Source organism: Aurantiacibacter luteus (genome assembly GCF_001010945.1).
Classification (GTDB): Bacteria; Pseudomonadota; Alphaproteobacteria; order Sphingomonadales; family Sphingomonadaceae; genus Alteraurantiacibacter; species Alteraurantiacibacter luteus.
In genome coordinates this window covers 277,957-292,517 of record NZ_LBHB01000002.1, presented here as the reverse complement: position 1 = coordinate 292,517, position 14,561 = coordinate 277,957, and the positions used below count along the sequence as shown (strand labels likewise).

Annotated in this window: 14 protein-coding genes; 5 read left to right on the top strand and 9 right to left on the bottom strand. The window is 68.9% G+C overall.

Features of this window, described 5'->3' with window-relative positions; all coding sequences use genetic code 11:
- Positions 1-20: 20 nt before the first annotated feature.
- Genes AAW00_RS07820 through AAW00_RS07805 form a run of 4 tightly spaced genes read right to left on the bottom strand, consistent with a single transcriptional unit; the run spans position 21 to position 3,403 of the window.
- Complete coding sequence (locus AAW00_RS07820) at positions 21-335, bottom strand: DUF3088 family protein (RefSeq protein ID WP_052761841.1); 315 nt, start codon at positions 333-335, stop codon at positions 21-23.
- On the bottom strand, positions 335-1,936 hold the full coding sequence (locus AAW00_RS07815; protein WP_047003819.1) for a carboxyl transferase domain-containing protein: 1,602 nt from the start codon (positions 1,934-1,936) through the stop codon (positions 335-337). Before AAW00_RS07815 ends, AAW00_RS07820 begins: the two co-directional genes overlap by 1 nt.
- A gap of 1 nt (position 1,937) precedes the next feature.
- A complete protein-coding gene (locus AAW00_RS07810) occupies positions 1,938-2,240 on the bottom strand; it encodes an alkylphosphonate utilization protein (protein WP_047003818.1) in 303 nt (100 codons plus the stop codon).
- Positions 2,237-3,403: an acyl-CoA dehydrogenase family protein gene (locus AAW00_RS07805; RefSeq protein WP_047003817.1), complete on the bottom strand. Its 1,167-nt coding sequence runs from the start codon at positions 3,401-3,403 to the stop codon at positions 2,237-2,239. Before AAW00_RS07805 ends, AAW00_RS07810 begins: the two co-directional genes overlap by 4 nt.
- 141 nt (positions 3,404-3,544) lie before the next feature.
- On the opposite strand from AAW00_RS07805, the gene AAW00_RS07800 reads away from it, so the two are divergent.
- The 3 genes from AAW00_RS07800 to AAW00_RS07790 are packed head-to-tail and all read left to right on the top strand — an operon-like array spanning position 3,545 to position 7,391.
- Positions 3,545-5,071, top strand: coding sequence for a PAS domain-containing protein (locus AAW00_RS07800; RefSeq protein ID WP_052761840.1), 1,527 nt, complete (start codon positions 3,545-3,547; stop codon positions 5,069-5,071).
- A gap of 11 nt (positions 5,072-5,082) precedes the next feature.
- The gene (locus AAW00_RS07795; protein WP_047003816.1) at positions 5,083-5,853 is read left to right on the top strand and encodes an ATP-binding cassette domain-containing protein; all 771 of its coding nucleotides are present in this window, start codon (positions 5,083-5,085) and stop codon (positions 5,851-5,853) included.
- Positions 5,850-7,391, top strand: a complete 1,542-nt coding sequence (locus AAW00_RS07790) for an ABC transporter permease/substrate-binding protein (RefSeq protein WP_047003815.1) — start codon at positions 5,850-5,852, stop codon at positions 7,389-7,391. The genes AAW00_RS07795 and AAW00_RS07790 overlap by 4 nt, the downstream gene beginning before the upstream one ends.
- On the opposite strand, the gene AAW00_RS07785 is transcribed toward AAW00_RS07790, so the two are convergent.
- Complete coding sequence (locus tag AAW00_RS07785) at positions 7,388-8,449, bottom strand: class I SAM-dependent methyltransferase (protein WP_047003814.1); 1,062 nt, start codon at positions 8,447-8,449, stop codon at positions 7,388-7,390. The genes AAW00_RS07790 and AAW00_RS07785 overlap by 4 nt on opposite strands.
- On the bottom strand, positions 8,446-9,360 hold the full coding sequence (lgt, locus tag AAW00_RS07780) for a prolipoprotein diacylglyceryl transferase (protein WP_047003813.1): 915 nt from the start codon (positions 9,358-9,360) through the stop codon (positions 8,446-8,448). Before lgt ends, AAW00_RS07785 begins: the two co-directional genes overlap by 4 nt.
- Positions 9,361-9,491: 131 nt before the next feature.
- Between lgt and AAW00_RS07775 the strand changes: the two genes are divergently transcribed.
- A complete protein-coding gene (locus AAW00_RS07775; protein ID WP_047003812.1) occupies positions 9,492-12,260 on the top strand; it encodes a [protein-PII] uridylyltransferase in 2,769 nt (922 codons plus the stop codon).
- A 6-nt stretch (positions 12,261-12,266) separates the two neighbouring features.
- Here AAW00_RS07775 and AAW00_RS07770 read toward each other — a convergent pair whose 3' ends face one another.
- The 3 genes from AAW00_RS07770 to AAW00_RS07760 form a co-directional block, all read right to left on the bottom strand.
- On the bottom strand, positions 12,267-12,572 hold the full coding sequence (locus tag AAW00_RS07770) for a PilZ domain-containing protein (RefSeq protein WP_047003811.1): 306 nt from the start codon (positions 12,570-12,572) through the stop codon (positions 12,267-12,269).
- A 134-nt stretch (positions 12,573-12,706) separates the two neighbouring features.
- Entirely contained in the window at positions 12,707-13,174 is a 468-nt protein-coding gene (locus AAW00_RS07765) for a hypothetical protein (RefSeq protein WP_047003810.1), read from the bottom strand.
- A gap of 82 nt (positions 13,175-13,256) precedes the next feature.
- A complete protein-coding gene (locus AAW00_RS07760; protein ID WP_047003809.1) occupies positions 13,257-13,919 on the bottom strand; it encodes a YggS family pyridoxal phosphate-dependent enzyme in 663 nt (220 codons plus the stop codon).
- Between the two features lie 20 nt (positions 13,920-13,939).
- Here AAW00_RS07760 and AAW00_RS07755 point away from each other — a divergent pair, with 20 nt between their 5' ends.
- The gene (locus AAW00_RS07755; RefSeq protein ID WP_047003808.1) at positions 13,940-14,485 is read left to right on the top strand and encodes a thiamine phosphate synthase; all 546 of its coding nucleotides are present in this window, start codon (positions 13,940-13,942) and stop codon (positions 14,483-14,485) included.
- Positions 14,486-14,561 lie beyond the last annotated feature (76 nt).

Below are 14,561 nucleotides of genomic sequence, written 5' to 3'. Positions count from 1 at the left end.
AATGTGACGAGATGCTCGGCTTACGGGTGCGGGCGCGGGACGCCGTGGCGCGCGTGCAGCGCCTCGAGCAGGCCGGGCAGGTCGTTCACGAAGCCGCCCTCGGCAAGAACCAGCGTCGGGCAGTTCTGGTTGGCCTCGCCCACCGCCGCGACAAGGGCCTCGCGCGGACGCGGCCAGGGCACACGGACGATCTTCAGCCGGGCCGCGAGGTCGGGATAGGTCGCCAGCACGCCCTCTACCGTCATGCACGCCTCGCAGTAAAAGGTTTCGCCGCCATGCGCGGGGTCGGCATAGTCGTGGAGGAGGAAGAGCGTATCCTTTTGCACTTGCGGCATCACATCCGGAACACGCCGAATTGCGGGCGCTCGGGCCACGGAGCCTCGAGGCAGGCGGAGAGCGCGAGGCCGAGCACGTCGCGGGTCTGCACGGGATCGATCACGCCGTCGTCCCACAGGCGGGCGGTGGCGTAGTAAGGGTTGCCCTCGTCCTCGTACTTTTGGCGGATCGGGGCCTTGAAGGCCTCGGCTTCCTCGTCGCTCCAAGTGTCGGCGTCGCGGTGGACCGTGGCGAGGACGCTGGCGGCCTGTTCGCCGCCCATCACCGAGATGCGCGCGTTGGGCCAGGTGAACAGGAAGAGCGGGGAATAGGCGCGGCCGCACATGCCGTAGTTGCCCGCGCCGAAGCTGCCGCCGATCACCACGGTCAGCTTGGGGACCTGCGCCGTGGCGACCGCGGTCACCAGCTTGGCGCCGTGCTTGGCGATGCCCTCGGCCTCGTACTTTCCGCCGACCATGAAGCCGGAGATGTTCTGCAGGAACAGCAGCGGAATGCCGCGCTGGCAGGCGAGTTCGATGAAGTGCGCGCCCTTCTGCGCGCTTTCCGAAAACAGCACGCCGTTGTTGGCGAGGATGGCGACGGGCATGCCCCATACGTGGGCGAAGCCGCAGACCAGCGTGGCGCCGTAGTCACGCTTGAATTCGTGGAATTCGCTGCCGTCCACCAGCCGCGCGATGACCTCGTGTACATCGTAAGGCGCGCGTACGTCTTCGGGGATCAGAGCGTAGAGATCCTCGGCATCGAAACGGGGTGCGCGGGGCTCCCTCAAGTCCACTTGAGCTTTTGTGGAATGACCCAGATGGCTGACGATATCGCGCACGATCGTCAGCGCGTGCTCGTCGTTCTCGGCAAGGTGATCGACCACGCCCGACTTCTTTGCGTGCAGCGCGCCGCCGCCCAGATCCTCGGCGCTGATTTCCTCTCCCGTCGCCGCCTTTACCAATGGTGGGCCGGCGAGGAAGATGGTGCCCTGCTCGCGCACGATCACGCTCTCGTCGCTCATGGCCGGGACGTAGGCGCCGCCCGCGGTGCAGCTGCCCATGACGCAGGCGATCTGCGGGATGCCCTTGGCCGACATCTGCGCCTGATTGTAGAAGATGCGCCCGAAGTGGTCGCGGTCGGGGAAGACCTCGGCCTGGAACGGCAGGTTCGCGCCTCCGCTGTCGACGAGGTAGACGCATGGCAGGCGGTTCGCCTCGGCGATCTCCTGCGCGCGCAAATGCTTCTTCACTGTCATCGGGTAGTAGGAGCCGCCCTTGACGGTGGGATCGTTAGCGGCGATCATCACCTGCCGCCCGCTGACCCGCCCGATCCCGGCAATCATGCTCGCGCCGCTGACGTCCCCGCCATACATCCCGTTCGCCGCAAGCTGGCCGATCTCGAGGAACGGCGAGCCTGGATCGAGCAACCGTTCCACCCGCTCGCGCGGCAGCAGCTTGCCGCGGGCAACGTGCCGCTCGCGATGCTTCTCGCTGCCGCCGAGCGCCGCCTCGGCGACACGCTCTCGCAGCTCTGCGGCGAGCGCCTTGTTGTGAGCGAAGCGGGCCTTGGCCTCGGCGCTCTCGCGGTCGAGCTTGCTGGTGAGGACGGGTGCGGTCATGTCAGCGCTTCTTCACGAATTCGGCCCGCAGGACGAGGCCCTTGATGCCGGGATACTTGCAGTCGATCTCCTGCGCGTCGCCGGTAAGCCAAATCGACTTGATCAGCGTGCCCTGTTTCAGCGTCTGCCCGGCGCCCTTGACCTCTAGATCCCTGATCAGCGTGACCTGGTCGCCGTCGGCCAGCAGGTTGCCGACCGCATCGCGCACCTCCACGGTATCGACTGCCGCCTGCTTCGCTGCCAGCTCGGAGGCGGGCAGCCAGTCGCCGCTCTCCTCGTCGTATGCGTAGTCTTCGTCGCTCATCCCGCCGCCCCGATCAGCTCGCGCCCGATCAGCATCCGCCGGATCTCGTTGGTCCCCGCGCCGATGTCGAGCAGCTTGGCATCGCGCAGGTAGCGCTCAACCGGCCAGTCGGTGGTATAGCCCGCGCCGCCCAGCGCCTGAACCGCCTCGCCCGCGACACGAAAGGCGTTCTCGCTCGAGAGCAGGATGCAGCCCGCGGCGTCGAAGCGGGTGGTCTGGCCCTTGTCGCAGGCCTTGGCCACCGCATAGGCATAGGCGCGCGCCGATTGCAGGGCGACGTACATGTCCGCCACCTTGGCCTGCATCAGCTGGAAGGCGCCGATGGGCTTGCCGAACTGGGTGCGCTCGCGAACGTAGGGGATCACGGTATCGAGGCAGGCCTGCATGATGCCGAGCTGCACGCCCGAGAGCACGACGCGCTCGTAGTCGAGGCCGCTCATCAGCACCTGCACGCCCTTGCCGACCTCGCCCAGCACGTTCTCCTCGGGCACGTGGCAGTCCTCGAACACCAATTCGCTGGTGATGGAGCCCTTCATGCCCATCTTCTCGATCTTCTGGCCCGGCTTGAAGCCCTGCATGCCGCGCTCGATCAGGAAGGCGGTGATGCCCTTGCTGCCGCCGCCCGCATCGGTCTTCGCATAGACCACCAGCGTTTCGGCGGCGTGGCCGTTGGTGATCCAGAACTTGGTGCCGTTGAGCAGGTATCCGCCCTGCACGCTGTCGGCCTTCAGTTTCATGGAGACCACGTCGCTGCCAGCCCCCGGCTCGCTCATCGCGAGACTGCCGACGTGCTCGCCGCTGATAAGTCCCGGCAGGTATTTCGCCTTCTGTTCGGCATTGCCCCAGCGCGCGATCTGGTTGACGCAGAGGTTGGAGTGCGCGCCGTAGCTGAGGCCCACGCTGGCGCTCGCCCGGCTGACCTCCTCGACCGCGATCAGGTGCTCGAGATAGCCGAGCCCGGTGCCGCCATCCGCCTCGCTCACGGTCATGCCGTGGAGGCCCAGCTCGCCCATTTCGGGCCAAAGCTCGATCGGGAACCAGTCCTCGGCATCGACCTTTGCGGCGAGCGGCGCGATGCGCTCGTCGGCGAAGCGGGCGACGCTTTCCCGGATCATCTGGGCTTCCTCGGTCAGGCCGAAATCGAAATCGGGGGTCGCGCGCATGCCATCTCCTGTTCGCAGCGTTGGCGTGGCAATAGCAACCGCGCTGGCAGAGGCAAACAGGTTGCAGGGGAAACCGATGGCGCATGCCTCTAGGCAAATCACGAATTTGCGTATAAACACCTGAATAATAGGGTCAAATCATTGAAATTTCACGAGACCTCGACCGCGGAAACGATTTTGCCGCCGCCGGATGTCCTCTATCTGGAGGATGACGCCGCACGTCTGGATGTGCTCGAGAGCTTCGCGCCCGACGCGCTTGAGGACGATCCCGAACTTTCCGCCATCACCGCCTTTGCCGCCAAGCTGACCGGCATGCCGATCGCGCAGGTAACGCTGGTCGAGGAAGAGCGGCAGCGGTTCCTCGCCGGCGAAGGCCTCGACGTGAAGGAAACCCCGCGCGACGTCAGCTTCTGCGACCATGCGATGCGCAGCAACCGGCTGATGGAGGTACGCGACGCCACCAAGGACGAGCGGTTTGCCAACAACGGCCTCGTCACCACGCCGCCGCGCATCCGCTATTACGCTGGCCAGCCGCTGATTTCCGAAGAAGGGGCACCGCTTGGCGCGCTGTGCGTCATCGATGCCAAGCCCCATGCCGAGGGGCTGAACGATTTCCAGCGCGAGGGTCTCGCCGTGCTCGGCCAGGCGGTGATGCGCCGGCTGCAGTTCCGCCGCGACACCCTGCAGGCGCGCAAGCAGATCGACGAGCGCGAGGAGCGCATGCGCCGCATCATCGAGGGCCTGCCGCAGATCGCCTGGTCCGCCGATGCGACGGGGCGCTTCGACTATTTCAACGCCCACTGGCGCGAGACCGTCGGCGATACCCCGCCGGCGACGGCCGACGACTGGCGCGAATTCATCCATCCCGACGACTGGCAGGAAGCCTACGACGAGTGGGGGCGCTGCTTCGCCAGCGGCGAGGAGTACGGGGCCGAATATCGGCTGAAGCTGGCCGACGGCTCCTACGCCTGGATGCTGGCGCTCGCCGTGCCGGTGGCCGAGCGCGCGAACGAGCCGGCGCGCTGGTTCGGCACCGTGACCGACATCGACGAGACGCGCCGGGCGCTGGAGGAGCGCGACCTGCTGGCGCACGAACTCTCGCACCGGATCAAGAACCTGTTCGCCGTGGTCATCGGCCTTGCTTCGCTCAAGGCGCGCCGCCAGCCCGAAGTGCAGTCCTTCGTCACCGAGCTGACCGACACCCTGCGCGCGCTCGGCCGGGCGCACGAATTCGTGCGCGTCGGCCACGCCGCCTCCAGCCACGAGGACCTGTACGGTCTGCTCGAGGCGCTATTCGAGCCCTATGCGCGCGAGGCGGACGAGCACCGGGTGCGGGTGAGCGGCGACCACGTTCCCGTCAGCGCCGCCTCGGCGACCCCGCTGGCGCTCGTGTTCCACGAATTGGCGACCAACTCGGCCAAGTACGGGGCGCTCTCCACCGACGACGGGCACGTGACGCTCGTAGTGAGCGACGAGGGCGACATGGTGCGCCTGCGCTGGCAGGAGCACGGCGGGCCGCCGGTGAGCGAAGCGGGCGCGGAAGGCTTCGGCTCGCGGCTGGTGGAGATGAGCGTCAAGGGCCAGCTCGGCGGCACGTGGGAGCGCACCTTCGCGCCCGAGGGCCTGGTGGTCGACCTCATGGTATCCAAGGCCGCCATCGCCCGTTAGGCTCGGCGGCCATGGAGCCTGCCGCCCTGCCCTTCCTGCAATTTGACGATGTCTCCCGTCGCTATGGCGACGTGGTGGCGGTGGACGGCGTCTCGCTCGCCATTCCGGCAGGGCAGTTCGTGGCGCTGGTCGGCGCTTCGGGATCGGGCAAGTCCACGCTGCTCAAGACGGTCAACCGGCTAATCGCGCCGAGCCAGGGCCGCGTGCTGATCGAAGGTGAGGACGTCGCCGGCCTGCCGCCGCCGCGCCTGCGCCAGGGCATCGGCTACGTCTTCCAGGGCATCGGCCTGTTCGCCCACATGCGCGTCGCCGAGAACATCGGCATGGGGCCGCGCCTTGCGGGCGGGCGGCTCTCGGCAGAGCGGCTGGCCGAACTGATGGCGCTGGTCGAGCTCGATCCGTCGCTGGCCGGGCGCTACCCCGACGAACTCTCGGGCGGACAGCGCCAGCGGGTCGGCGTGGCCCGCGCGCTGGCGGGCAATCCGCGGCTGCTGCTGATGGACGAGCCGTTCGGCGCGCTCGATCCCGTCACCCGCGCGGGGCTGGGGGAGCGGGTGCGCGCGCTGCACGGCGAACTCGGCCTCACCACGGTGATGGTCACCCACGACATGGCCGAGGCGCTGCTGCTGGCCGACCGGGTGCTGGTGATGGACAAGGGCCGGGTGGTCGCTGACGAGGCTCCGCAAGCATTGCTCGGCGGCGCGGGCGGGGAGGTGGCGCAGGCGCTTGTGGCCGTGCCGCGCGCGCAGGCCCGCAAGCTGGCCGGACGGCTCGCGCGGTGAACGCGCTGCTGGATGCTCTCGGCAATCTCGGGCCGCAGCTGGCGCAGCACGTGCTGCTGAGCGCGGCGGCGGTCGCCTTTGCCATCGTCCTGGCCCTCCCGCTGGCGGTCTGGGCGAGCCGTTCTCCGCCGGTGGCGCGCTTGGCGCTCGGCTTCGCCAGCCTCGTGCAGACGATCCCGGCGCTGGCGCTGCTGGCGCTGTTCTTCCCTGTGCTGCTCGCCGCGCGGGCGGTGCTGGGTGAAGGTTTGCCGACATTGGGCTTCCTGCCCGCATGGCTCGCGCTGTCGCTCTATGCGCTACTGCCGATCCTGCGCAACGCCGTCACCGCGCTCGTCAATATCGACCCGCAGGCGCGCGAGGCCGCGGACGGGCTCGGCATGACGGCGTGGCAGAAACTGCGGCTGGTCGAGGCGCCGCTCGCCGCGCCCTACGTGATGGCGGGCATCCGCACCGCCAGCGTCTGGACCATCGGCGCGGCGACGCTCGCCACCACGATCGGCCAGCCGAGCCTCGGCGATCCGATCTTCGCCGGCTTGCAGACGCAGAACTGGGCGCTGGTGCTGGCGGGCTGCGTGGCGAGCGCGGGCCTCGCGCTGGTGGCCGATGCGTTGTTCGCCCTGATCGAGCGCGGTCTCGCCCTGCGCCGCCCGGCGCTGGCGCTGGCGGGCGCGGTGCTGGCGCTGCTGGGCGTGGCGGGCGCGGCGCTCTCGGCGGCGGACTGGCGCGGCGACGACGGGCGCGAAAGCGTGGTGATCGGCGCCAAGACCTTCAGCGAGCAGTACATCCTCGCCCGCGCCATCGGCCTGACGCTGGAGGAGGCGGGCTACCGCGTGACCTACCGCGAGGGGCTGGGTTCGGCGGTCATCCATGAGGCGCTCGTCGATGGCGGCATCGACCTCTACGTCGACTACACCGGCACGATCTGGGCGAACGAACTGGGCCGCAGCGACAATCCGGGGCGCGAGGCGATGTTTGCCAAGATCGTCGCATGGGAGCGCGAGGCGAACGGGGTCGGCGTGCTAGGAGGGCTGGGGTTCGAGAACGCCTATGGTCTCGCCGTGCGCGGCGACACTGCGAGGGCGCAAGGCCTCGCCACTATCGCCGACCTCGCGCGCGTCGCCCCGCGCCTGACGGTGGGCGGCGATCCCGAGTGGTTCGAGCGGCCCGAATGGGCGGCGGTGCGGCAGGCCTATGGCCTGCGTTTTGCCCGCCAGCGCACCTTCGCGCCGACATTCATGTACTCCGCGTTGCAATCGGGGGAGGCCGACGTCATCAGCGCCTACACCTCGGACGGGCGCATCGCCGCCGATGGGCTGGTGGTGCTCGGCGATCCGCTGGGGGCGCTGCCGTCCTACGATGCCGTGCTGCTCGCCGCCCCGCGCCTCGCGGGTGACGCGAAAGTGGCCGCGGCGCTGCGGCCGCTGGTGGGGGCCATCGACGTCGAAACGATGCGAGAGGCGAACTACATGGTCGACCGCGATCAGGACAAGCGCACGCCCGACGAAGCGGCGCGCTGGCTGCTCGAACAGCTACGTTAGAAGCCTACCGCATCGGGCCAGTCCTGTCCGGCAAGGCCCATCACCTTGAACAGCTCGCCCATCTCTTCCGGCGCGGTCAGGCGGTGGACGGCGCGGTGCAACGCGTCGCGATGCTGCGGGGCGAAGTCGGCGAGCGCGTCGGCGCGGTTGGCGATGCCGAGGCGGTGGAGCCATTCGCCCTGCGTCACCGTGCCGAGCACGCGGGCCCCGCGCGATGCGGCGATGAGCTCCATCTGCGCGAAATCGACGTGGGCGGAAATGTCCGCTTCGCCCGGCGCGTCGAACAGGCCGAGCTTTTCGTGCCCGCGCACGGCCTGCACGCTCGAGCCGCTCTTCGCATCGGTGTAGCCATAGTCGATGAACAGCGCCGCGCCGCCCTGGTTCGCCAGCCGCCCGGCGACCTCGAACAGGATGGAGGCGGCGGCGGGGGAGGTTTCGATCACCGTGCCGGCGGGCGCATCGCGGCGCGTTTCGGGCACGGCGGAATCCATCGGCTGGCGCGCGGGCACCTCGATGAAGTTGCCCCCCTCGTCGCAGCTCACCATCACCTCGCGCCAGCCCGCCTCGGTCTTCACCAGCTGGCGCACGGCCAGCGCGTCGAGAAACTCGTTCGCGACCAACAGCACCGGGCCTTCGAGCGGAATGCGCGAGAGGTCGTCGTGGTGGACGGCCTCGGGAACGGCTTCCAGCTGGAGGTCGCGCAGTTTCATGCTGCCCTCGACGAGGTGCATCCGCGGCTCCAGCCCGTAGCGGCGCATGGCCCGCTGCGCGTCGCGTGCAAGGGTGCCGCGACCGGGGCCGAGCTCGACGTAGTGGACCGGCTCGGTGCGACCGGCACGGATCCACATGTCGGCCAGCCACAGGCCGATCAGCTCGCCGAACATCTGGCTGATCTCTGGCGCGGTCACGAAGTCGCCCGCGCTGCCCAGCGGGTCGCGGTCGGCGTAGTAGCGGGCGTTGCTCTCGCCCATGTAGTGCATCAGGCTGATCGGCCCGGTCGAGGCGATCAGCCGCCGGAATATGTCGCCCAGATCGCGCTTTTCGTCGAAGAGGCTCAAGCCGGCCCGTCTCCGTTGACGGCGGCAGCACGCGCGCCGCTGGCGACCGGCGGCCGGCGCAGCGCCCAGACCACCACCGCAAGGCCGATCACGATCATCGGGATGGTCAGCCACTGGCCCATGCTGAGCCCCGTGTCCTCCACCACCCAGGTCAGCTGCTGGTCGGGATTGCGGAAGAACTCGACCACAAAACGCGCGAGCGAGATGAGCACAGTGAAGACGCCCACCAGCAGCCCGGTGCGAAAGCGCGCGCGGGTGAGCCAGAACAGGCTCAGCATCACCACCAGCACGATCAGCCCCTCGCCCAGCGCCTGGTAGAGCTGGCTGGGGTGGCGCGGCAGGCCCAGCGGGTCGCCGGGAAAGACCATGGCGAAGGGCGCATCCGGGCCGGCGGGGCGGCCCCACAGCTCGCCGTTGACGAAGTTCGCCAGCCGCCCGAGCAGCATCCCCATGCCGACGCTCACGCTGATGTAATCCGCCACCCGCATGAACGGCAACCGATTCCGCCAGCAGACGTATGCGATGGCGACGACGACGCCGATCAGGCCGCCGTGGAAGCTCATGCCGCCGTCCCACAGCCTGAGCGCGCGCCACTTGACGAAGCCGTCGCCGGAAAAGTCGGTCCACAGGCTCGGTTCGTAAAAGGTCAGGTAGCCCAGCCGTCCGCCCAGGATCACGCCCAGCATGCAGTAGAAGAACAGGTCGTCGACATGGACCTGCGCCATCGGCGCGCCGGGCGCCTTGATCATGCGGCTGGTGTGCCAGTAGGCGAAGATCAGTCCGATGAGGTAGGCGAGCGAGTAGTAGCGCAGGGTGAAGAAGCCAAGCTCGATCCCCGGCTTCAGGCCGAGATCGCGCCAGTAGATCGGATCGCCCGCGGTGGTGGCGGCCTGGGCCAGCAGGTCGAGCATGGAAAAGGGGCCTCGTCAGCTTCTATGGGGCCCGTGCGGCCCGTCGGGGCGCGAGCCTTGGCACAGGGCGCGCCCGCTTGGAAGAGGCGAGGCTTTGCCAAAGCCGCCCCGCGCGCCTATTTTGACTTGGCATGACGCTCCCCAAGGTCCCCCGGCAACGCAAGATCGTCGACCGCCGCGCGCTCGCCTCCGCGATCGATGCGGTCGTGGCCGACAAGGGCGCGGACAAGGGCCGCCAGGCGGTGGTGGAGCTGCTGCGCGCTGCGCTGGCCGACGGGCGCGCCGAATTGCAGCGCCGCCTGCTGAAGCGCCCCGGCGCCGGGCACGAGCACGCGCACGGGCAGGCATTCCTGATCGACCAGCTGATCCGCGTCATCCACGACCACGTGATCCTGCACATCTATCCCGCCGCCAACCGCTCCAGCGGAGAGCGCATCGCGCTGGTCGCCGTGGGCGGCTACGGGCGCGGCGAGATGGCGCCCTATTCGGACGTCGACCTCGCCTTCATCACGCCGGGCAAGCCCACGAGCTGGTGCGAGCAGGTGATCGAGGCGATCCTCTATTACCTGTGGGACCTGGGCCTGACGGTCGGCCACTCCTCGCGCTCGCTCGACGAGATGGTGCGCATGGCGAAGGAAGACCTGACGATCCGCACCGCGCTGCTGGAGGCGCGCTTCCTGTGGGGCGACCAGGCGATCAACGCCGAGGCCGGTCGCCGCTACCGCGCCGAGGTGGTGCCCGGCTCACAGGCGACATTCGTGCAGGAGAAGCTGGAGGAGCGCAACGCCCGGCACAGGCGCATGGGCGATTCGCGCTACGTCGTCGAACCCAACGTGAAGGACGGCAAGGGCGGCCTCAGGGATCTGCAGACGCTCTACTGGATCGGCAAGTATCTCTACCGCGTCGGCAGCGCCGCCGAACTGGTGGAGAAGGGCCTATTCACGCAGGCCGAATACCGCACCTTTCGCCGCGCCGAGGGTTTCCTGCTGGCCGTGCGCGCGCACCTGCACACCATTGCCCGGCGCGGCGAGGACCGCCTGACCTTCGACCTGCAGCGCGAGGTCGCGGCGCGAATGAACTACGCCGACAGGCCGGGCAAAAGCGCGGTCGAGCGGTTCATGCAGATGTACTTCCTGCAGGCCCGGCACGTCGGCCACCTGACCGGCGTCTTCCTCGCCCACTTGGAGGACGAGACCACGAAGCGCGGGGTACTCGCCGGTTTCGTCGATACCGTGCGCAAGGGCCGGGCGCGGACCGTCGACGGCTTTGTGGTGCACGGCGGGCAGATCGCCGCGCCGTCGGACGACTGGTTCCGGCAGGACCCACTGCGTCTCATCGGCATCTTCGCCATCGCCGAGCGCGAGGGGCTGGAGATCCACCCCAACACCATGCGCATGGCCCGCCGCGATGCCTCCCGCATCACCGTGGACGTTCGCCGCGATCCGCGCGCCAACGCGCTGTTCATGGAGGTGCTGGCGGGCCGGAACGATCCCGAAAGCGTGCTGCGCTGGATGAACGAGGCGGGCGTGTTCGGCCGCTTCGTGCCCGATTTCGGCAAGGTCAACGCGCAGATGCAGTGGGACATGTATCACCACTACACCGTCGACGAGCACACCATCCGCGCCATCGGCCTGCTCTCTCAGATCGAGCGCGGGACGCTGGCGGGCGACCATCCGCTGGCCACCGACATCATCCCGCGTCTCGCCCATCGCCGCGTGCTTTATGTCGCAACCCTGCTGCATGACATCGCCAAGGGCCGCGGGGGCGATCATTCTGTGCTGGGCGCGGAGGTGGCGCAGCGGCTGTGTCCGCGACTGGGGCTGGACGAGGAGGAGACCGAGCTCGTCGCCTGGCTGGTGCGCTATCACCTGCTGATGAGCGCCACCGCCTTCAAGCGCGACCTTTCCGACCACAAGACCATCATCGATTTCGTCGGCGAGGTGCAGAGCCTGGAGCGGCTGCGGTTGCTGACCGTCCTCACCATCGTCGACATTCGCGCGGTGGGGCCGGGCATCTGGAACAGCTGGAAGCGCCAGCTGCTATCCGATCTCTACGAGGCCGCGCAGGAACGCCTGCGGCTGGGCCACAAGACTCACGGCCGGGCCGAGCGGGTAGCGGCGAAAAAGGAACGGGTGACCGACCTGCTGGGCGATCGGGGCCACCTCGTCGCGGAGCTCGACGACCGCTTCGACGACACCTACTGGATCGCCGAGCCCGAAGACGTCATCGCGCTCAACCTGCCGCAATATGCCGAAGCGCGCGATTCGCAGAGCCCGTTGTCGATCAAGGCGACCTACTATCCCGAGTTCGGCGCTACCCTGGTGACGGTGATCGGCGCCGACCACCCGGGCCTGTTCTTCCGCATCGCCGGTGCGATCAACCTGGCCGGCGGCAACATCATCGACGCGCGCATTCACACCAACCGGGTGGGCAAGGCCGTCGACAATTTCCTGGTGCAGGATCCGCTTGGCAAGCCGTTCAGCGAGGCGCAGCAGCTCGCCCGGCTGGAGCGCAGCATCGAGGATGCGCTGGCGGATCGCATCGACATGGTGCCAAGTCTCGCCCGGCGGCCGCTGAAGGCCATGCGGGCGGAGAACTTTCCCGTGCGCCCGCGCGTCAGCTTCGACAACGCCGCCTCCAACCGCTTCACCGTGGTCGAGGTGATGGCGACCGACCGGCCGGCGCTGCTCAACCGGCTGACGCGGGCGATGTTCGAACAGAGCCTGCTGATCAATTCCGCCCACATCGCCCAGTACGGCGAGCGGGCCGTGGATACCTTTTACGTCACCGACCTGCTCGGCACGAAGATCCACTCGGAAGCCCGGCTGGAGAAGCTGGAGGCAGCGCTGCTGGCGGCCATTGCCGCGGGCGAACCGCAGGCGGCCGAGGCGGCGGCCTGACGGTGCTCAGCAGCGCGCGCGGGCGACGATGTGGTCGTAAATGTAGGGCGAAAGCGGCGTGTCGAACTCGCACCCGGCGGTCTCGACACGGGTCCAGCGCACCTCGGCATGGAGCATCTGCAGGCCGGGAATGCGGATGAAGATGGACGTGCCGCGCGGCGGCATGTCGAGGATGCGGACCTGGAACCCGCCCGGCGTCAGGTCGGCCAGCCGTGCCTTGCGCCAGGCGCGCGTGCCCACACGAATTTCGCATTCGAAATCGACAGGAGCTCGGTCGCCCTCCCGGCGATGGCCTCCATGTTCGTGTTCCATAAGCAGCGCCCGCTCAATTTTCGTTGCGCCCCCCGTCGATCTGTCCCTGCACGCCCGCCAGTTGCAGAGCGGTTAACGCGAGGGCGATCTCAGGTAACCATACCGGGTCCGCTGCCGCCGCGAAAGCCGGCACATCACCCTATGCGCGCGACGCGCAGATAGCCGCTGCGACCCTCGAAGCGCATTTCGTAGGCGCCGCTCCAGTGGCGGGTGATGACCGCGATCCACCCGCTGCGGGGGCGCATCCGGGTAGAGGAACCGCTGATTTCGCGCCAGATCTGCCCGTTGGCGAGCTGGACCACGGGACGACGACCGCCGTCGCTGAACACCTCGACCACGGCGGAGGTGACGGTGACATCCTCGCGCTCGATCCCCTCGTCGCGGTCGCGGTGTCCGAAGTTCTCGGCGATTTCCGCCGCGCGCTCCTCGGCGCGCTCGGCGATCACCACGCGCTGCGTCTGGTAGGTCGCATCGAAACAGGCAAGCCTCTGGGCATCGTCGCTCATCCCGGCGCAGCGGGCATAGGGATCCTCTTCCTGCGCCAGCGCAGGCGCGGCCAGCAGGGCGATGGATGCGGCGGCAACGGCAATCGGGCGAAACATGAGTGCGATCCCTTTGGTATTGGCTGTAGGCACGCAATCAACGCGCGATGGATGCCTGCGTCAACATATTACGCGCCGAACATCAGCGCGCGCCGAACAGCGCCGTGCCGACGCGCACGTGCGTGGCGCCCAGCATCACGGCGGTGGCGAAGTCCCCGCTCATGCCCATGCTGCGCCCGGGCAGGCCATGGTCGTCCGCGAGCTTGGCCAGCAGCGCGAAATAGGGGGCGGGCTCGATGCCGTGCGGCGGCACGCACATGAGGCCGGCGAGCGGAATGTGCGCGCTGCGCGCCTGCGTCAGCAAGGCAGGCAGGTCGGCAATCGCGCAGCCGCCCTTCTGCTCTTCCTCGCCGATGTCGACCTGCACGAAGCAGGGCACCTGCCGCCCCGCCTTGTCGAAAGCCCTGGCGAGCGCGGTGACGAGGCTCGGCCGGTCGAGCGAGTGGATGCAGTCGAACAGGCGTGTCGCGTCCTCCGCCTTGTTCGATTGCAGCTGGCCGACGAGGTGGACTGCGATGCCCTCGTGCGCCTCGCGCAGGGCCGGCCACTTGTCGGCGGCCTCCTGCACCCGGTTCTCGCCGAACACGCGCTGGCCGGCGGCGATCAGCGGGGCGACGGCCTCGGCAGGATGGGTCTTGCTGACGGCGATCAGCGTGACCTCGCCGGGCTCGCGGCGGGCGATCTTGCAAGCGCGGGCGATTTCGCCCTCGACGGCGGACAGTCTCTCGGTGGCATTGTCGCTCATGCGCGCGCTATAGCGGGACCATGGCGCGTGAACAGTCTCTGCCTGCCCTCTGGTTGCTCTCGGACAAGCGCAACGCGCACCTGCTGGAGCGCACGCTGCGCACGGTCCGGGTGCCGCTCGCCTTCGTCTATCGCCACTATCACCTGCCGGACCCGGAGCGCCGCGACGAGTTCGAGCGCCTCGCCCGCTTGGCCCGGGCCGGGGGTCATCTCGTCGTGCTCGCCGACAGTGCGCAGACCGCGCTCGAGTGGGGGGCGGACGGCATCTACGGCGCGCCCCTCGCGCTCGCCCCGCGCCGCCGCGACCTCGTGACGGTCGCGACCGCGCACGACATGCGCGGGATCGCGCAGGCGAACCGCGTGGGCGCGGACGCGGTGATGCTCTCGCCGGTCTTTCCCACCCGCTCGCACCCCGGCGCGCCGACGCTGGGCCCCAGGCGCTTCCGCACCCTTGCCCAGCACGCGGCGATGCCAGTCATCGCGCTCGGCGGCATGAACGCCGAAACCGCCCGCCGCCTCGGCTGGCCACGCTGGGCTGCCATCGACGGCCTGACGGGAGCACAATAACGGACTGCAGGTCCGCAAGCGCGACCGCGCGCCCGCAGCGGGCGCGCAGCGCAGCGAAGTGCGTCTAGCGAGGACG